This is a genomic window from Marinomonas sp. NPDC078689 (genome assembly GCF_044542435.1).
Classification (GTDB): Bacteria; Pseudomonadota; Gammaproteobacteria; order Pseudomonadales; family Marinomonadaceae; genus Marinomonas; species Marinomonas arenicola.
Genome location: NZ_JBITUJ010000006.1, coordinates 20,287 through 39,150 on the forward strand (window position 1 = coordinate 20,287; position 18,864 = coordinate 39,150).

Genomic DNA, 18,864 nt, shown 5'->3' on the forward strand with positions numbered 1-18,864 from the left:
ACTAACCCCCTAATAATCGTTTGAAAAATCCTTTTTTCTGGATTTCCAGAAAACGCAAAGGACGCTCTTCGCCCATTAAGCGATCCACCGCATCCATGTAAGCCAAGCCGGCTTCTGATTCTGTATCCAAAATAACTGGCGTACCTTGGTTAGACGCCTTAAGCACCGCTTCAGACTCTGGAATCACCCCCAACAAAGGAATGGCCAAAATATCTTCCACGTCAGACACACTAAGCATTTCGCCCAATGCCACACGCTCAGGGTGGTAACGCGTCAACAGCAGGAATTCTTCGATCGGCTCTTTGCCTTCTTCTGCACGGCGTGATTTGCTTTGTAAAATGCCCAAAATACGATCCGAATCTCGAACCGACGACACTTCAGGGTTAGTCACAACAATCGCGGCATCCGCAAAGTACAACGCCATTTGCGCGCCTTTCTCGATGCCCGCTGGCGAGTCACAAATAATGTAATCAAACTCTTTCGCCAACTCTTCAAGAACACCTTGCACCCCTTCTTGGGTTAGCGCATCCTTGTCTCTGGTTTGAGAGGCAGGAAGAATATAAAGATCTTTTGTTCGTTTATCTTTAATCAGCGCTTGTGACAAGGTGGCTTCTTTATTAATCACATTAACAAAGTCATAAACCACACGTCGCTCGCAACCCATAATCAAATCTAGATTACGCAAGCCCACATCAAAATCGATAATTACTGTTTTAAATCCTTTTAACGCTATCCCCGTCCCTATCGCTGCACTGGATGTTGTCTTACCAACACCACCCTTGCCTGAGGTGACCACTATGATCTTTGCCAATGCCATATCCCCCGATGACTCCACTAAGAGCCTATCCATAAAATATATCTAATAATATTAATGCTGTTACAGCGGTATAATTTCTAAGCTATCGTCAACCAATAACACTTGTGCTGCTTCTTTCCAAACAATTTTTTGCAAGGCATCGGTTAACATAAAGTTTCCAGCAATGGAGACCAGCTCAGCCTCCATGCTTTTACAAAAGATTCGTGCGTCTGAGTCGCCTTTCACACCCGCAAGTGCGCGACCACGAAGCGCACCGTAAACATGAATATTGCCATCGGCCAACACCTCGGCCCCCGCACTGACTTGCGCAAGAATAATCAAATCCCCTTCCGCATAGACTTGTTGCCCAGAGCGAATAGGCTTGGTGATGATTTTTGCAGATTGTGGCACCAAACGCTCTTCAACGACCGTTTTCACCACCACATCCGGGCTGGATGGCGCACTAACAGGCTCAGGCACATGTATCGGACGCGTTTTGCTCGCTGGCAATAAAGGAATCGTCACGTCACCAGACCAATGAGGTTTATTCTCTTGGGCACAACGCCAACCAATCACCCCTAACCCCAACCCATTCAACGAATCCACCAAGGATTCAAATTCATCAAATGGAATGTCTTGTTCTACTTTCGACAAATCAATAATAATGGGCGCTTGATTAAAAAAATGCGGCACTTGATCAATTTTCTCTTTCAACTGAGCAACAATGCTTTGCAGTGAAAGTGTCTGAATTTCAAGTAGTACCGTCGTCACTACACTTCCTTTTAACTGGAAGCTTGAGTCTGTCATGCAAACCATCCTTTTGTTATGCCCAAACACCCTTAATGAGTGATGGGTGAACGCCACTTTATCAGTAGCGTTTAAAATTCACTTATTCTATCAAGGTTACTAATTAAAGAAAGGCATGTGGCAAAGTCTTTTCTGCAAATTCAGACTTTATCCAGTAGCGCCTTATAATGCCTTACATTCTACTTTATGTACAATATTGAGCGTGTTAATAAGCGTTTGATTCATATAATGTTTTACGGTTTATTTACAAGGTTGTTCCCGTGTTTCTGGGGAAAACTTTTCGCCCCCTAAAACGCTCACCTTTTAACCCGCAGTGGCTTCTACGGCAAACTCGGAGGAAAGCCGGCTTACGCCTAACCCACCTTGCTTTGTTAATCGAATTTGCACTGGAATTCGCTCTTTTAATGCCTGGATATGACTAATAATACCAATGGTTTTGCCAGAGGATTGTAAATTATCCAAGGCGTCCAAAGCAGACTCTAATGTTTCGTTATCTAAGGTACCAAAGCCTTCGTCTAAAAACAGCGAATCAATGCTGGTCTTATGAGACACTAAGTCCGACAAAGCCAAAGCAAGCGCAAGACTCACCAAAAAGGATTCACCACCGGACAAGGTTTTAGTGTCTCTAGAAGCGTTGGCCTGCCAAGTGTCTACCACGGCCAATGACAAGGCTTCTTCATGGCGCATTAATTGATAGCGACGATGCAAAATAGCCAAATGCTGATTGGCTAAATAGACCAAATGATCCAAGGTGAGACTTTGCGCAAAACGGCGGAACTTGGCCCCATCAGCCGAACCAATCAAATGATTCAAACGGTCCAAATGAACCAACTTATCCCGCAAGCTATTTAACGCTTCCAATGAGGCCGCGGCTTGTTGCCTACGCAGCGTCTCTTCACGTATTTTCTGCGACACCTCTCCCAAGTTTCGATTCAACTGTTGACGCTGACCTTCCAGTGTTTCAACCAAGGCGATCAGCTCATCAAGAGAATAGCGGTCAACCCATTCATTGCTAGGCTTTTGCTGTGTATGCACGACCAAGGCGTCTTCTGATTGCTGGTGCAACGCAGCTTGTTGAACCATGGCGTCTTTCAGGGTCGCCAAGGTCAATTGTAAGGCCTTAACCTCATCCTCCGATAAACACGCCTGTCGCCACGCGCGCTCTTCACTAAAGCCTTTTTCTGTTAACTTCGCCTGCCACACAGAGTTTGCTGAGATCGACTCTTTATGCAAGGCGCTCAATGACTTCTCTAGCGCTTTTAAAGTAGCCGCCAGCGTCGTCAATGTTTCTTGAACCCGCTCTCGCGTTTTTAAGACAGAGTCATAATCCGCGCGTTTACTGGCCAATGCGGCTTGCTCACCAGACCTGACCTCTGCCAAGGACTTGCCCGCTAGCGCATCAAGCAAGGCGGCATCCATGTTGTCCAGCTCGCTGCGTAATGCCTTTGCCTTAAGAGTGACGTCATTCACCTCTACGGCGCTTTCTTTCACTCGATCTTCTAATACGGAAATCTCATAACCAAGCTGTTCAATGCGCTTCAATTGCGCATCATGATCCACTTTCAACGCACGCCATTGTTGCAATGAAGATTGCAGTGCGGATAACGATTCCGCCAAAGGAGAAGCCAAATAACGCTCAGGCACAGCAGCAGCAACCATAGACGCAACCAGCTGTTGATCAATGCGCTCTTTTTCCGCCTGGGCGGTTTGATATTCCAGCTGCTTTGCCTCAAGGGTTTGACGTAATGAACGACCTTGAAACTCCAACTGCTGAAGCTCCTGCGCCTTCTGCTGACCTTGAGTTGTCACACTGACCAGCGCCTGTTCCAAGGTGATTCGTTGCTGGTGTGTTTGCGACAAGGCTTGATTGAGTTCAACAGTACGCGTCCATTCTTGTTGAATCGCAAAGACACAAGACGACATGCGACTCGGATCAAACACTGACAAGGGCGCCTTGCTATCCCAATCACCAAACACGAGCAACGCATTCAACATGGTTAGCAACTCACTTTCTGCAAGCGACAACTCTGTTTTCAAAGCAAGACGTTGCTCCTGACGCATTTCAAGCTCGCGCTCTACCACTTTTTGATCGGCTTTCAGCGCTTGCCCCACTTGCACCAAGTCGTCTACTTCAGACTGCAATTGCTGTAAGCGTGTTTGGTTTTCAAGATTCACCTCTTGATGCAAAGCCTGCTCAAGATCATGCTCGTGGGCACCACACAGTGGACAGGCATCATGCTCACCCAATGACTGACGCAGTTCGTTTAGCGAGGCAATATGGCGCTCTGCGTCCACTAATCGAGCCAAATCCGAACAGTGCGCCTGCTTTTCTGTATAAGCTTGGCGTTGCTGTACGAGCCGCTCCTCTTGTTGTGTCCGCTTATTCACTAAGTCCGCAATGGCTTCATCCATCTGTTGACTCTGCTGATGCTTGCCTTGGTACGCCTGATAACGTTGCTCAAGCTCTGTGGCTTTTTGCTGCTGCGTTTCGAGATGCCGATAATGCTCTTGCCACTCATTCAGCTCCCGTCCAGATGACAGGGTATTGAACGCTTCAATGATCACGCTCAGCTGTTGCTCCAGCTCCCCTGTATGGCTTTTCTGTTTCTCCAGTTGCACTTTATCGGCGGCATAAGTGCTCAATGCAGAATCAAGGGAGGCTTGTGCACTAGACACTTCTGCGCTCAGGCGAGCTAACGTCTGCTCATACGTTTGGATAGAAGATTGTTGGTATTGCCAATTCGATAACTGGGACTCAATTGTTTCTGGAGCTTGCCATTCAGACAAACGCTGCTGATTGTTTTCACACGCCAGTTGACTGGCCTTGAGTGCCTGTTTCTGCTGCGTTAACGCACGGACACTCTCACCGTGTTTTTGCTCAAGCGTAAGACGTCGCTTGTCTGTGTCTAACAGCTGCTCATTGACACTCTCACGTCGAGAAATCAAAGGCTGAATACGGCGACTAATGTCTTCGTTGAATGCCTCCCAGATTTGCGATTGTTGCTCAAACGCTTGCTTTGCCTCCTCGGCCTGAACGTCGAGTTGTTGCATCGCTTTATTTTGTTCTGAGTACTGTTGGGAGACGTCGGCCTGTTCGCTCTCAAGCTCGCTTGTTCGCCGCTGAATGTCTGTCAAACGCTCATACTGAGGTCGCAATGCATTCGCAATACTGGCTTTTTCTAATCGCTCTTGATTGGGTTTAAAATTCTCCAGCGCTGCTATCGCCTCCGCACTGCGCTGCTGACGTGTTGCCAATTGCTCAACCAAGTTGGCTTCTGTCTGGCGCCACCCAAGATTGGACTGATGCAATTTGAGTTCATCGGCAAGGCTTTTGTCTTCTGCTGTGTAGGAGGCTTCTTGCTCTACGAGCGCTTGCAGTTCGTCTTCACTCAATAGCTGACGCTGTGCATTGACCGCTTCTAGCTGAACAATTTTCTGCCGCTCAGCTTTGTGCTTTTCAAACACCCACTGCGACACTTGCCCATAGATTTCTGTGCCAGTAAGCTCTTCTAGTAATTCTGCTCTGTCATTCGCAGAAGCGTTCAAAAACGCCGAAAATCCGCCCTGCGCAAGCAACATAGATTTGGTAAAACGAGAAAAATCCAATCCGGTGAGTTCAGCAATCTTATCGATTTTCTCATTAATTTTCGTCGTAATAATGGTGCCATCGCGCTCGCACAACTCGCAGGTCATTGGCTGTAGCTTTCCATCACTCTTACCCCGAGCACGACGCTGCCCCCAAAAGGCTCGGTAACCCTTTCCTTTTATCTCAAACTCCACTTCGGCGAGACATTCTGCCGTATGGCGCGTCATTAATTCATTTTGACTGGGGGAGACTTTTAGGCGTGGTGTTTCGTGGTACAGCGCCAAGCAAATGGCGTCCAACAAGGTAGATTTTCCAGAGCCTGTAGGCCCGACAATGGCAAACACACCAGCGTCGTCAAACGGTGTTTTGGTAAAATCAATCTGCCACTCGCCTTTTAAAGAATTGATGTTTTTTAGTCGCAACTTACAAATCTTCATGCTGGCTGCTCCTGACTGTCTTCCATCTCAATCAAACACTGATTGAATAAATTGGTCAGTATCACGCGCTCTTCCTCATCAATACCCTCATTGCTTTGTAGGCTTTTATCAAACACATCTTTGACCGTTAATTCAGACAAGGTTTGGCGCGATTCAAAATCCACCTTTTTTGTGTCCGCCGCGCTTTTTCTCATCACGCGAAGCAATTCAATAGGCTTGCCTTCAATGGCTTCTAGCAGACGCTTATGAAGATCGCTTAAATACTCATCGGCCACCACAGTCACTTCTAACCAGAGTGTCTGGTTCTGCGCATTCAGCTCGGTCAGTGACAACGCCTCAATCCGCTTTAAAATGTCTTTAAGGTTGCCATTTAAGCTCTGCATAGGCTGGAAACTGGGGATGGTATGGCAGCGAATAGCCTCTTGCCTTTCATCAAAGAGATCCTGCACCTGAGGCTGCTCACCCAATAGCGTCGTATCAATGATCACCAACGACTTTTCTCGACCCAATTCATCAAAGCTCAATGGAATCGGTGAACCGCTGTAGCGAAAGCGACCGTCTTTGGTAATCGCCTGTGCACGGTGAATGTGGCCAAGGGCCAGGTAATCAAAATGAGGAAACACAGACGTAGGCAAGGCTTCGAGAGTACCAACATACAGATCACGCACCGACTCACTAACTTGTCCGCCCATGGCCGTTAAATGGCCGGTGCCAATAATCGGCACCGCGCGCTTGAGTGCTTTATTTTTCTCACACGCAAGCTCATACACTTGTTGATAAAAGTCGCCTATGTGCTGCAACAAGCCAAGCTTCTTATCCTGCTCAGACTGACCAGACACACTTTTCATCACATCTTTAGGGCGTAAATACGGCACCGCACACACCCAAGCAGACACCTCACCCGCTTTATCGTTAAGCGCAATAACATGGGAATCAAGGTCTTCCAGATTGGCCTGACTCGAGACTTGTGTTTCCAAATAAGACAGCAAGCTTTTTGATTCATTGAGCATACTCACCGAGTCATGATTACCCGCAACAATCACCAACTGACATTGGCGAGCTTTCATGTCCAATACCAATTGATGGTACATTTCACGCGCATAACTTGGTGGCGACCCTGTGTCAAAAACATCCCCAGCAATAATGACCGCATTGATCGATTCACTGTCCACCAGCGCCAATAACCAATCAATAAACGCCCTATGCTCATCACGGCGGGATTTCCCCATGAAATGTTGACCGAGATGCCAATCCGATGTGTGAAGAATTTTCATTAATAGAATCCATTTAAAAATATGAACGAGACCCATGTAACCGCGCAATGCCAAACACAATCGCGCACTCAAAAGACCTCGTAAAACTAACGAACAAAATGCAACTGGCTGGTTCTAACGCGCAGCGGGCGAAGCGACAGGGCCCACTCTTGGGCTGAAATTTGTTGGCCATGGTAAATAATATTCAAAGCGCCATGGTCTGCATTGGCAAGCGCTTCTTTGAGAAAAGAGACAAAAGCATCAGCGTTCAAACCAAGACTTGGTTCGTTGTTCGCCGGCAAAAGATAGTGACCTAAATACTGAACTGAATAATCCGCCAAGGCATCACGCCAATAAGATTCAAACACACCATTATACGAAGAGGACACCACGGCCATAGGTTCTCCGGAAATGCCCATTTCAAACAATAAGCGACCTTTTCGAACGCCTGACGACAAGGCCACCTGAAGAGAATCGCCCTCTGCTAAAGACAGCATACTCTGCCATGCTAAAGCCGTTATAGCTTCTTTTTGCAGCACGACTTTCAGAGGCGCTCCGGCCGAGTTTAACGCCATGCACTCGAAAAAACCTTGCTCTGCGTCCTCCGAAAAAGACACAGACACACGATCGCCAAAAGAGTCGTCACTTGGCCCCAGCAACGTCAGCTCAACGGCCGCATCGCTAAGCGTTCGCTTAGATACAATAGAAAAGACAGAAGACGCAGAAGGGATCTGAGTGGTTAACGACATTCCTGATGAAAGTGACGTCTGGCAGGATAAAATAGATTCACAATTATTTTGATCATAAAGACGGCACGCACCACACGCCCCCGCTCGACAACCATGACGCACATAAGCGCCTTGAGACAACAACGACTCAAGCAGATTATCGCCTCGCATTGCGTCAAAACACTTACCATCCAATTCTACCGTGAGCGCTTGTGAACCCATGATGCCACCTAACCAATCAATGATTTGGCTATTATGACATATTCTCACTTTCTCACCGCGCCTCTTTCCTAAAAAAGGAAAAGCCATACCTCTAATACAACAAGAAATACAACAAAGACACACACGCTATCATTCTTAATAAATAACGAAGACACACAGTATCATGCTTAATATCAGATACGATATTAAGCGTTTTGTACTCGTGAAATTTGATTTTCAACGTCTCTTAGATGACCTGTTTTTATCCAGACTTTGGCGCCCTCTTTGCCCGCTTTTGCATTTATAGCGCTCTGAAGAGGCGTACGTAGCCAGCTGTTTTTCACTAGCGTATCCGCTTGCTCGTCTATCGAACCATCAAGCACCAGCACTTCCGCGCCGCCATTTGTATCTATTGAAATTTCAGCACCTGGTTCAAAGTGCAGCAAACTCACTTCTTCCCATTCGTCTTTATACAAGGGCGTCACACTCACCCCACGGAAATCACGGTGCGGCACACTTCCCATAAAGTGGGTTTGAAGGCGTACATGAGTCCTATCACTCGGTTGAAACTGCCAAAGTTTGACAAAAATAATGCAGCCCTCTTCAGAACCGGGCCTATGCTTAGATTGCGGCGGATTGCGAATATAAGAGCCTGCAGGAAAATCGCCATGCTCATCTTGAAAAACACCATCCAATACAATGAATTCTTCACCGCCAGTATGAACATGTGGAGAGAAATGACTGTTAGGCGCATAACGCACAATGGTTGTAGCGCGTGCGACTTCATCGCCCACTCTGTCCAACGCTCTTCTATCAACACCTGCCATAGGAGATGCAACCCATTCAAGTGACTCACTGTGAACCACCACACGCTGGCTAAAATCGGCCGCTATTTTCATTTTTGACGCCTTGATTTGGTGTGTTAAATAAAGGGGGTATTGCTATTTCTTACGCTTATTTTATTGGAATACCATCGTAAGCAAAAATATTTCAATGACATAAGTCTCGATTTACAATCAAAACAAGAAGGCCGATCTGTCATCGCCCTTCCGCCGCTTCTTTGTTCATCATTAAGTCATGTGGAAGAAGCAAAGCTTATTGCCATCCAGATCATATACATAAGAGCCATAAAAGAAATCAAAACGTTGACCCGGCGCACCCGCATCCGTTGCACCTAACTCAATGGCCTTATTGTAAAGCGCCTGAGCTCCCTCAATGGAACCCCTTACTCATCCAGGACACACACTTTTCTTCACCCTTTTATTATCTAAGACAGGCATACTTAAAAACCAACTAAAACGAGACGACTGCTGATCAACATCGACAAGCATCCAACTTTTTAGCTCGTATTTTTTAGACCTATGTTGTTTTTCTTGAGAAAAAGCACTTCTAATCGAAATTTACTTGGCAGCTGGCATCAACACATTGCTGATTAAACATATTAAACGAGACGCTGCTGTTTAAAGCTAAGCGAGGAGTTTCACGCCTTGTTGATTGGGCTTGCGGCGCCTATGGTGAGATTCGCAATAGTGATCGATTGCATCTTCTTGGCCGACAACATTCGCCGTTCTTTTTTCAAACTCTGTCGCAATACACAACCAATTTTCAGACGATATGTGTAGGCGTTGCAAGATAGGCAACAAAGAGGCATCAATAATACCACGCTTGCCTTCTCTGATAATGCGCCCAGTCATATCAAGCAACTCAAAGTAGTCAGTCAGTTTAAAGGGTAAACCGCAAGATACGGCTTTTTTAGGAGTACCAACAAAAGGAAATAAGACTTTTGGCTGATGCCCTTCTTTTGCCGAACTCACGCGCCTCTTTAAGCTGGTAAAACTGGAATCTTCCGGTGTTTGGCTTATTTTCGCTCTGATAGGGTTTAAATCCACATACGCCATGCAGGCTAGGAGTGCGGCTTCGTCTAGCAATGCTTGAGATTTAAAGCGTCCCTCCCAAAAATGCCCTGTGCAGTCATCTTCAATATTAGCTCTTCGAGCAATAGGCTCATTTAATTCTTTCATAAACCAACTAATATCACTTAAGCGTTGCCTGTAAAGGCTTGCAGAGGCTTCCACTAAGGCCAAAGCATAGCTAGGTAAAGACTCACCTTTTACGTATTGCTGCGTAAAAGTCGTGCCTTTGTGGAGTTTATGCCAACGCTGCAATACATCACGGGTTGACCATGTATCTACTTTCTCAGGGGCTATATGCAAAACGATATGGAGGTGGTTGCTCATCACGGCGTAGGCGCAGACATCAATCGAAAATACGCTGGCTAAAAATAATAGTCGATTTTCCACCCAAGCACGACGATGCTCATAACTTACCCCAGTGGATGAGTCTTCACCGCATAAAAAAGCCCGGCGAACACAGCGAGAAACGCAATGATAATAAGGGGTATCTGCTAAACACACTTGCTGATTTCTAGGTATTGCCATAATCAGGCTCCTCTTCCTTGAGAAAACACAGATTAAGTATAGATAAGATGAGTGACATCAGCCGAGAAAAATCTCCAAGTTTGTCTCGGCTGAATGTCTAGCATGCCTGTCTTAGTAAATTGTTACTGTAAGCCCTTACCCTTACTGAGCTTTTAGTATGCCTGTCTTGGTTAAGGAGTTCTTACTGAGCTTTTAGTATGCCTGTCTTGGTTAAGACGCTTTAGGAACTGAGGCCAGTAACGCCACCAGCAATCGCCAGAAGTCCCCGACTGAGTCTATTTCCATTCTTTCGGTTGGCGAGTGAGCCCCGCGAATATTAGGGCCAAAGGAGACCATTTCCATACCCTCGTATTTCGCGCCAATTATGCCGCATTCAAGGCCTGCATGAATCACTTTGACGTTGGCTTCTTGGCCCATAACGTCTTTGTGTACTGCTAAAAAATGTTTTAACAAGCCAGCATTAGGGTCAGGCCGCCAACCTGGGTAGCCATTTTCCAATACCACATTGGCATCGATCAGGCTGAACGCAGATTTTGCTGTAAGAGCAAGGTGATCAACCGCCGAGTTCACTAAAGAACGCACTAATAAGCAAGCATCAAACGACTTGCCTCCTTCAGAGGTATTTTTAAGATTAATCACCCCAAGGTTACACGATGTTTCCGTCACACCTTCTAATTCCGCGCTCATGCGATGCACCCCATGTGGCGCGCAGCTGATAGCATTAATCAATGCCGTTTGTTGCATTGGAGCCAGTTGAGTGTCCACATCGGCATCCGTAACCCTTACATCAAGGTTGCCTTCAATGCTCGCGTATTCCACTTGCGTGTCTTGTTTAAAGCGTTGAATAGCCTGTTCGATCGCTTCTCTGTCTTGCGGATGGTAGTTGAAGGTGGCACTGGCATCACGAGAGATTGCATTGCGCAAGGTTCCCCCCTGAAATGCACTCAAGCCAAAATCACAGATTTCGTTAAGCCCATTCAATAACCGCACTAGTAAGACGTTCGCGTTGGCTCGTCCTTTGTGTATGTCTAATCCAGAATGACCGCCTCGCAGCCCTGTAATGGTGACGGTTAAGGCTTTCGCAGCGCGCTCGGCTGGTAAAACCTCATAGTGCTTATCTACATTGATATCAATGCCGCCCGCGCAGCCAATGTACACATCGCCACGGTCCTCTGAGTCTAGATTTAAAAGGATTTTCCCTTTGAGAATACCTTCTTCAAGCTGCAATGCACCTCGTAAACTGGTCTCTTCCTCAATGGTGAATAGCGCTTCAATAGGACCATGCTGTAAATCAGTCGACTCCAATACCGCCAACGCGGCCGCAACGCCAATGCCATTGTCTGCGCCAAGGGTTGTCCCAGTTGCGTGCACCCAACCATCGACTACACGAGTGATGATCGGATCTGTCTCGAAATCATGATCAACGCCGGCGTCTTTTTGCGCCACCATGTCTAAGTGACCTTGCAAGACCACCGTTTCAGCGCCTTCCATTCCTGGCGACGCCGCTTTACGAATCACCAAATTACCAACGGGATCCACATAGGTCGTTAAGCCAAGATTATGCGCCCACGCAATAAGGTGCTCACGCAATGCCGCCTCATGATAAGAAGGTCTTGGGGTATTACAGAGGGTCTGGAAATGTTTCCAAATGGCTTGCGGTTCAAGGGTCGTTAAAATCTCGTTCATGGCTATCTCTTTGTTATTAGACACATATGCATAGCAGCATTATTGCAAACGCAGAGAATGAAGCAATTGAAATTAAGACTAGGGGTTATGCAGAAAACGTATGTCTAAACAGACAATCATGAACCGTGATGACGAAAACATGCATCACTGCTTTCATAAGCATGAACAATCGCTGCTTTGACCTTATCCACACACAACAAATTTATCATATGCCCAGTATCAGGGAGCCATTGCACTGTCAGCCGACTCTTCTGAAAAAGAGTGTCAGCAAAATGCACATTTTTAGGGTCCGTTAACTTATCACCGGTTCCCTGCATCATACTGATTGGGTGTACTAGCTTTGCCATCGCTTCTTGCTGATTGTATAAACTCGTTGATAAATCCAGTATTTCCAGATTCGAGTGATACCAATGCTTTTTTATACAAAAGCGAGGAATACCCGCTAGCACACTGTTGTACCAGCGATGCTTCGCCAAAGCAGGACTAACATCCCCAGCCAAAATCAACACACTGCGAATAATATCTGGATAAAGCGCAGCTAGGACAGGCACCAAAGACCCCCCAAATGAATGACCCACTAGGACTATTTTCTGTTGCTGGTTTTGCTCATAAACAGCGTTTAAAAGCGGACCGAGTAAATGGGCTTGCTCAGATAACTGGCTCGGAAAGCGCTTGCCTGTCACGGTAGACGCGCCCCAGCCTGGCCGATCAATAGCAATCAGCCGAAAACCGTCCAATAGTTCCGGTTGTAAAAAATAGGGGGCAAAAGACGCCCAACTCCCAGGGCTTCCATGAACAAACAACACAGTCGGACGACCAATTGGTCGCGGGTCACTGCAGACATAATGCAGCTCCCCCTGATACTCACCAGCCGCCTCGACTTTCACCTTATGATGATCAATCAAGCCTGGAGTATGAAGGACCTGCTCTGCCAGCTTAGCGTTATTTTCTGCTTCTTTAGGCAAGGCGGCCCCCGTCACAACTCTTGCCACTAACTGTGTTATTAACCCCATAACCTCATTTCCTTTTCGCCTATTAACAGGTCATTATTTAGGCTTATCACTCGATAAAATGACTATTTCCAGGTCACATAAGCGCTAGGGAGATGGCCGTAATGTCGGCATTTTTTCCTACATAGGCGCCACATATGGGTTCCCTTCTACTCGACCCTGTTCTGTAAATAACAGAGCGCTTCATCTTTCCCCATGTATTTCGAAAGTGTGGCTAAGGGGACTTCCTTTAAATTCACAACGATCAAACCGTCTAAACAATTCTGAAACGCAGGGTCCACATTAAAGCACACCAATTTGCCATTCATTTTCAAGTATTGGCGCAGCAATACTGGGAGCCCTTTTCCTTGTTCCATACGAGATAAAACTTTTGACAACAGCTGCACACTGGCTAAAGCAGACAACAAACCTGACTGCCAAAACGCACTGCTGTTTTTAGATAAGGGCGTCGAAGGTGACACCAGTCGTGCTTTTTGTTCATCGTAATAATGCACAGACAAGGTTTCTGCCATCAACTGACGCGCCACCAAACTGTAATCATTGCTGATGCTCACTGGGCCAAATAAATGCGTGTATTTAGGATGGCGATAAACAAAGGTCGCTATCCCTTTCCACAACATTAACAAGGCGTTTAAGCTTTTCTGATAAGGCGCGGCGACCACAGAGCGTCCCACTTCGATACTCTCATCCATGGTATCGATAAAGGCTTGATCGTAATGAAACAAGCTTCGGGAATACAAACCCTCCAGCCCTTTCTCCGCAATCAGTTCATCCACCATCCCAAGTCGATACGCGCCCACTAGTTGCTTGTCGCTCTTATGCCAAACGAACAGCTGCTGATAATACAGATCATAATCGTCCAGATCACAAGCCAAGCCGCTGCCTTCTCCTACTTCTCTAAAGTTTGCTTCGCGAACACGGCCAATCTCCTGCATCAGGTAAGGAATCTGCTGAGACGGCGCGCAATACACGGCAAAATCGCCTTGATCAAGCAGATGATAAGACGCCGGCAAAGCGTCGATTTCTGTCTGCAATAGCTGCTCGTCAAGGGCTTCGATAATAGGCATGCTCATTGCCTGATTCGAGGTTTTTGCCTCCTCTCGCTCAGTTGACCCCATGAGGTATGTATTAAGGCGAAAATAGTTCACCATGTCTTTATCCGACGAGAAATCACGAACTTCACTAAAAGGAATCGCCGCCCCAATCGAAATAGCGATACGACTCGCCTTTTTATTTAATAGTTCACGACCCAACATGGCACTTCGTAATAGCGGGTGAACCGTACCGGCTCGATAAAACCACGGACTATTTTGTCCATTAATAAAGATGGGGACGGTAGTGGCTTGGCTGTGTTTAACAAACTTAGCCACCGAGTTTCGCCATTCAATATCCGCTAAATGAGCCGATCCCTTGGGGTAGCTAGACACCTCTCCTGCGGGAAAGACTACCAGCAAGCCGCCATCAGCAAGATGTTGATTCGCCTCTACAATTGCTGCGCTGTTGGTCGCTCGGCTGTTTTTCCCGCCAAACACATCCACCCCAATAAACAGATCGTTAATCTCAGGCAGACGCTTTAGCAACTGGTTGGCCAATACCTTCACATCGCCTCGAATGGAGCCAATCAAATCAGCCAAGATGACGCCTTCAATCGCCCCTAATGGGTGATTGGCTACAATCACAACCGGGCCACTGGCAGGAATAGTGTCAAGCGCGCCTAACGACACATCATAGTCAATCTTTAGCGCGTCTAAGGTGTAGCGCATGAATTCAAAACTGCTGAGGTTTTCAGGTCGCTGTTGATACAAAGAATCCAACTGGTTCAGTCCCGTCATCCATTCAAGCAAGGTTTCACCAAGCCCAAAGGGCGTCACACGAGGCAATCGAAATGGGCTAGTTAACAGGCTATTGGTTAGCATAATGGTTCACCATCATCATCCAGCCCTTGGCAAGGCGCACTGTGTTTTGACGTTATCTCACGAATGACCAAAAAGCTGCCCGCAAGCCACACTAAGCAGGCCAAAATAAATAGGGTTCCACCATCACTGCCAATAATGTTGCCGGTCTCATTAAACTCCGGCATATAAATGCCAAGAGGCGTAAACAGGTGAAAGAAAATAGCGCCCGACATCACACCTACCGTCAGCAAAGCACCGTAAAACTGGAAGCGGCTAAACAACAAAACACTGGCCACTAGTTCGCCACTACCGACCAAGTAAGCACCGTAATCTCGAAACCAATGAAGGCCAGACCAGGTACTTAAAATGCCAAAAATGTACTGAGTTTCATACGACCCAGAGAACTTAAAGAACAGCGATTGAATAAAAATAAACGCAATAAACACAACAGGAACATAAGATAATATTCTGGCTTTCATAATCTTCTCCGCTATTCCGCAATCAATTGAGGCCAAACACTGTTCGCTTTATTAATAAAATCGACTGGGGCCTTGTCCCATTTCGACTTAATGTCAGCATCGTAATTCAAATACAGCTTCCCATTTACAACCGCCCACTGATGAGGGTCTGCTGGGGCAAAACTGCGCTTCTCTGCGACAGCCCAAGCGCAATAACCACCGTATTGAGGCGCGTATTTTTCTGGGTTTTGCTCAAACATGGCCAAATGCTTAGCGTTAGAAAAATACCAATCAGCCCCTTTATATTCCGTCACAAACTGCTTACTGCCCAACACAGGTTTTTGCTCAGTAAAGTACGCAACCGTGTCATAGCCTTGCAGCGCTTTATTGCTAAAATATCCTGTATAGACAGGGTCTTGGGAATAACTGAAGGTGCTGACAAACAACAATAACGACAATAAATATTTCATAATAAGCCCTTAATAAGAGAGTCTGTAGAAGGATCATGAGAAGACAAAGTAACGCACTGCAACGCAAGCGCCGCCTCGGTTAAATGTTGACAAGGTGCCCCACCAACATAGGACATACTTTGCCCATAAGGTGTCACTTCAACGTGCGTGAAGCTCACCGTATGAGCGTCACTTCTGTGCATGCAGAACGAATGATGAAGTTGCTCTGGGTGATGACTTTGATGCAGAGCCAGCAAATCATGTCGATTGCTCCCTTGCTCTAAGCATGCTTTGTAAGCTTGCTCTCGCGCCTGCTGAACCTCCTCTAAGTCCACACCAGATGAAAATCGAGGTGAACACTCAGAAAAAATCCTAGGGTGTTTTCCATCCCATTCAAACGCCATCACGGCTTTGTCTGTTCGCGTTAACCTTGGGTCAAAAGCCAATAAGGTAAAAGGCGCAAATCTGCTAAGATCTAAAGAGTCAAACGCTGCGTTCAAAGTGGGAATATCCCGTTCACTGGAAAGTCGCTTTAACAATTGCCCACGGCTAATTAATGGGCCACTGGGAGATTGCCCCTGATAGTTATTTAACAAGCACAAAGTCAAACCAAACTCGTTTACACTGATCCAACTGCCATTTGCCACAGGATCAATCGGCATCAACACGGCCACCCCATTCAACGACAATGACTGTGGCGGTAAGGCTACAGCACGACTTTTCTGCTCATCACGATTAAAAAAGAGTTGGTAACCCTCTTCACTAAGCAACCAAGAAACCGAGCACATAACTATTGATCCCGCAAATAAGTGACAGTGGCAGGTGCATAGCCGAAACGGCGGCCAACTTGCCCATTCAACAAACTCATAACCACGTTTGCCATGGCAAAATGATGCGTTGCATGCAAGGACGCAAACGTCAGCTCACGCCCTAGTGTGGAGCCCATTTCGCAGGTTTGTGCGTGGCTCAAAGACACTTCAGCAAACACAGCGACCCTTTTATCAAAAGTCTCTTGATCTAACGTTTGCAACCATTGAGTGACGGTCATAATGGCCGCTAGCGCTTCGGCACGAGAGGTTTCTAAAGCATGACCACGGCGGCGCTGGTTATAATTCGTGGCCGTAGGGTTTTGATAAATACTGTAAAAAACATCCAGTAAATGGCGAAAATGCTCACCAATAGAACTCGTCACATGGGGAGTCGCTACATAACAATATTGCTCATCGCTGATCGATTTTAGAAACTGCCGACCTTGCTCTAGGCTTTCTATGCAACCGTTGATAATCGCGCTGCCGTTTGTCGCTTTTTGCACTAACGACTTGCTAGAATTCAATGACATAAACCACTCCAAAATAATAATGAAATACTGCGTTAATCCGTCATTGGATACTGTTTCATAAGCGCTTTTTCTTCTTTCCATGCGCCAATCAAGGTTTTAATCGAAGCCGGTCTATGACCGCGTCTTTTCTGCTCGGCACCAATCTCAAACAAGAGTCGATATTGCGCCAACAAGGTTCTGTAGATTTCTTTTAAGGGGGTTTTACGGTCCCAAATATGCGCCGCTTCACTGCTCGCGCCATTGAGTTCTAAAATAGTAAAGTCTTCACCCGCCATAAAACGGTTGATATCGCGAAACTTAATGTCCAAACGGCCATAGTAATAGCCGTCGACATCCGCAAGAATCTGATCCAACTTTTGCGTTAAAGCTTCTGAAATGTACTGATTTCCATCACGAAAAATCGAACCACGGCTATGGCTGCCAGCAAAAGCCAATTGAAACTCTTGCCCTTCTGGCAGCACCCAATCCAACTTGTCTTCATGGCGTGGAAAATATAAATGGCTTAACTGACCGGCTCTTGGGTTTTGCTCAATCAGCGCCTTGAGTGTGCGCACCCCATCCCCTAAAACCGAGGGTGTGTATTTCAATGTTATTGAGATGATTTTGCCTTTTGATTCATTCGGATGACGCACATAAAACACGCCTGCTTCTGCTTCATAGGGGGCTTTTTCTTGCAATAAATAACGCGCATCTTGAGGGTAAGAGGCGATATAGTCTTGCAGCTGCTGCGCATTTTTTATCAGCTTAACGCCCACGCCACGGCAGCCTAAATCCGGTTTGGCCACCACAGGAAAACTCAGATTTGCTTCTGCAAGCGTGTGTTGTGCATTGGTATTTTGCTCAGTTAATAACGCCGACGTTTTTATTAACGATACAAAAGGTGAAATCCAAGGTTTCGCAATAGGGCCTGCTAAAGTCAAAATATCGTGCTTAGATTCCCCCACCATACCGCTTAAAAAAATCGTTGGATTTACCACCAAAGGCAAACGAACATCACCATAGCGCACTGCCAATAACAGGCTTTGCACCACCACTGGCGTATAAAAAAACCAACTTGGTAGAAATTCATAAGGCGATACCGCCGCACGGGCGTCTTCAACCAAGAGCGGCATACCGGCATTGATTTTGCCCTCTGGGATACAGGGAACCTTGGTAACTGGGATCATGACAACCTTCTTGATATGGAATAACGGACAATCCGATTGACCGCGTACAACAAGGCTGCGGCCACTAAAATAAGCATCCATTGGTATTGAGCCGCTTGCACCCAAGCACTGCTCCCCAATCGATAGATCAATGAAAAAACAACCGCCACCCAAAGAGTGGTCGACAGCATGGCAGCGCTCAAAAAAACAGTAAAAGGCACAGAGAGGAAACCCGTTAAGGTAAAGCCTGCCGTGCGCAGACCAGGAATAAAACGGATAATACAAAGGTTTAGAAAGACCTGTTTTTGAAAGCGAGTTCGAAGCGGAGTGAAGTATTTATTGTGGTAGATTCGATAGCGTAAAAAACGCACTTTCTTAGCGTAAACACCAATAAGATATAAACCGGCATCGCCAGTAATAATGCCAAACATAATGGCAATCAGGGCATAAGTTGGAGGCAATATATCTTGCGCTGATAATGAGGCCGCCACCACAATAGCGGCGTCTTCCAATAAATAGGAAAAAGCAATAATGCCGGCCATAATGAGCCAAACAGAAGCCGTATCGACATTAATTAACTGTTGAAATTCATTTAACAAGAAAGCCTCTCACTCAGGTTTACCCACTTTATTTAAT

The 18,864-nt window shown here is 46.4% G+C and carries 16 protein-coding genes; all 16 read right to left on the minus strand.

Features of this window, described 5'->3' with window-relative positions:
• Nucleotide 1: 1 nt before the first annotated feature.
• The gene (minD, locus tag ACIGBN_RS11010) at nt 2-811 is read right to left on the minus strand and encodes a septum site-determining protein MinD (RefSeq protein ID WP_133003877.1); all 810 of its coding nucleotides are present in this window, start codon (nt 809-811) and stop codon (nt 2-4) included.
• Nucleotides 812-877: 66 nt separating this feature from the next.
• On the minus strand, nt 878-1,603 hold the full coding sequence (gene minC / locus ACIGBN_RS11015) for a septum site-determining protein MinC (RefSeq protein ID WP_133003675.1): 726 nt from the start codon (nt 1,601-1,603) through the stop codon (nt 878-880).
• 303 nt (nt 1,604-1,906) lie between these two features.
• Complete coding sequence (locus ACIGBN_RS11020; RefSeq protein ID WP_396665421.1) at nt 1,907-5,626, minus strand: SbcC/MukB-like Walker B domain-containing protein; 3,720 nt, start codon at nt 5,624-5,626, stop codon at nt 1,907-1,909.
• On the minus strand, nt 5,623-6,900 hold the full coding sequence (gene sbcD, locus ACIGBN_RS11025; RefSeq protein WP_133003677.1) for an exonuclease subunit SbcD: 1,278 nt from the start codon (nt 6,898-6,900) through the stop codon (nt 5,623-5,625). The genes ACIGBN_RS11020 and sbcD overlap by 4 nt, the downstream gene beginning before the upstream one ends.
• Before the next feature lie 86 nt (nt 6,901-6,986).
• On the minus strand, nt 6,987-7,829 hold the full coding sequence (locus ACIGBN_RS11030) for a 2Fe-2S iron-sulfur cluster binding domain-containing protein (protein WP_396665423.1): 843 nt from the start codon (nt 7,827-7,829) through the stop codon (nt 6,987-6,989).
• 185 nt (nt 7,830-8,014) lie between these two features.
• On the minus strand, nt 8,015-8,707 hold the full coding sequence (locus tag ACIGBN_RS11035; protein ID WP_396665425.1) for a cupin domain-containing protein: 693 nt from the start codon (nt 8,705-8,707) through the stop codon (nt 8,015-8,017).
• Nucleotides 8,708-9,274: 567 nt separating this feature from the next.
• Nucleotides 9,275-10,246, minus strand: coding sequence for a transposase (locus tag ACIGBN_RS11040; protein ID WP_396665427.1), 972 nt, complete (start codon nt 10,244-10,246; stop codon nt 9,275-9,277).
• A gap of 210 nt (nt 10,247-10,456) precedes the next feature.
• Nucleotides 10,457-11,932, minus strand: a complete 1,476-nt coding sequence (locus ACIGBN_RS11045; protein WP_396665429.1) for an aminoacyl-histidine dipeptidase — start codon at nt 11,930-11,932, stop codon at nt 10,457-10,459.
• Nucleotides 11,933-12,048: 116 nt separating this feature from the next.
• Nucleotides 12,049-12,945, minus strand: a complete 897-nt coding sequence (locus ACIGBN_RS11050; RefSeq protein WP_396665431.1) for an alpha/beta fold hydrolase — start codon at nt 12,943-12,945, stop codon at nt 12,049-12,051.
• A gap of 146 nt (nt 12,946-13,091) precedes the next feature.
• Nucleotides 13,092-14,858 (minus strand): lysophospholipid acyltransferase family protein, encoded by a 1,767-nt coding sequence (locus tag ACIGBN_RS11055; protein WP_396665433.1) that lies wholly within the window; start codon nt 14,856-14,858, stop codon nt 13,092-13,094.
• On the minus strand, nt 14,852-15,316 hold the full coding sequence (locus ACIGBN_RS11060; RefSeq protein ID WP_396665435.1) for a hypothetical protein: 465 nt from the start codon (nt 15,314-15,316) through the stop codon (nt 14,852-14,854). Before ACIGBN_RS11060 ends, ACIGBN_RS11055 begins: the two co-directional genes overlap by 7 nt.
• Nucleotides 15,317-15,327: 11 nt before the next feature.
• Nucleotides 15,328-15,765, minus strand: a complete 438-nt coding sequence (locus ACIGBN_RS11065; protein WP_133003684.1) for a YHS domain-containing (seleno)protein — start codon at nt 15,763-15,765, stop codon at nt 15,328-15,330.
• Entirely contained in the window at nt 15,762-16,532 is a 771-nt protein-coding gene (locus tag ACIGBN_RS11070; protein WP_396665438.1) for an NRDE family protein, read from the minus strand. The genes ACIGBN_RS11065 and ACIGBN_RS11070 overlap by 4 nt, the downstream gene beginning before the upstream one ends.
• A 2-nt stretch (nt 16,533-16,534) precedes the next feature.
• Nucleotides 16,535-17,083 (minus strand): DinB family protein, encoded by a 549-nt coding sequence (locus tag ACIGBN_RS11075; RefSeq protein WP_396665440.1) that lies wholly within the window; start codon nt 17,081-17,083, stop codon nt 16,535-16,537.
• 32 nt (nt 17,084-17,115) lie between these two features.
• Nucleotides 17,116-18,249 carry a D-alanine--D-alanine ligase gene (locus ACIGBN_RS11080; protein WP_396665442.1) on the minus strand — a complete coding sequence of 378 codons (1,134 nt, stop codon included), beginning with the start codon at nt 18,247-18,249 and terminating at the stop codon, nt 17,116-17,118.
• Nucleotides 18,246-18,827, minus strand: coding sequence for a DedA family protein (locus ACIGBN_RS11085; RefSeq protein WP_207923398.1), 582 nt, complete (start codon nt 18,825-18,827; stop codon nt 18,246-18,248). The genes ACIGBN_RS11080 and ACIGBN_RS11085 overlap by 4 nt, the downstream gene beginning before the upstream one ends.
• Nucleotides 18,828-18,864 lie beyond the last annotated feature (37 nt).

Bases quoted from the DNA above. Each gene is read 5' to 3' on its own strand.
- minC (WP_133003675.1), bottom strand. From the start codon at position 1,603: ATGACAGACTCAAGCTTCCAGTTAAAAGGAAGTGTAGTGACGACGGTA.
- ACIGBN_RS11020 (WP_396665421.1), bottom strand. From the start codon at position 5,626: ATGAAGATTTGTAAGTTGCGACTAAAAAACATCAATTCTTTAAAAGGC.
- sbcD (WP_133003677.1), bottom strand. From the start codon at position 6,900: ATGAAAATTCTTCACACATCGGATTGGCATCTCGGTCAACATTTCATG.
- ACIGBN_RS11030 (WP_396665423.1), bottom strand. From the start codon at position 7,829: ATGGGTTCACAAGCGCTCACGGTAGAATTGGATGGTAAGTGTTTTGAC.
- ACIGBN_RS11035 (WP_396665425.1), bottom strand. From the start codon at position 8,707: ATGAAAATAGCGGCCGATTTTAGCCAGCGTGTGGTGGTTCACAGTGAG.
- ACIGBN_RS11040 (WP_396665427.1), bottom strand. From the start codon at position 10,246: ATGGCAATACCTAGAAATCAGCAAGTGTGTTTAGCAGATACCCCTTAT.
- ACIGBN_RS11045 (WP_396665429.1), bottom strand. From the start codon at position 11,932: ATGAACGAGATTTTAACGACCCTTGAACCGCAAGCCATTTGGAAACAT.
- ACIGBN_RS11050 (WP_396665431.1), bottom strand. From the start codon at position 12,945: ATGGGGTTAATAACACAGTTAGTGGCAAGAGTTGTGACGGGGGCCGCC.
- ACIGBN_RS11055 (WP_396665433.1), bottom strand. From the start codon at position 14,858: ATGCTAACCAATAGCCTGTTAACTAGCCCATTTCGATTGCCTCGTGTG.
- ACIGBN_RS11060 (WP_396665435.1), bottom strand. From the start codon at position 15,316: ATGAAAGCCAGAATATTATCTTATGTTCCTGTTGTGTTTATTGCGTTT.
- ACIGBN_RS11065 (WP_133003684.1), bottom strand. From the start codon at position 15,765: ATGAAATATTTATTGTCGTTATTGTTGTTTGTCAGCACCTTCAGTTAT.
- ACIGBN_RS11070 (WP_396665438.1), bottom strand. From the start codon at position 16,532: ATGTGCTCGGTTTCTTGGTTGCTTAGTGAAGAGGGTTACCAACTCTTT.
- ACIGBN_RS11075 (WP_396665440.1), bottom strand. From the start codon at position 17,083: ATGTCATTGAATTCTAGCAAGTCGTTAGTGCAAAAAGCGACAAACGGC.
- ACIGBN_RS11080 (WP_396665442.1), bottom strand. From the start codon at position 18,249: ATGATCCCAGTTACCAAGGTTCCCTGTATCCCAGAGGGCAAAATCAAT.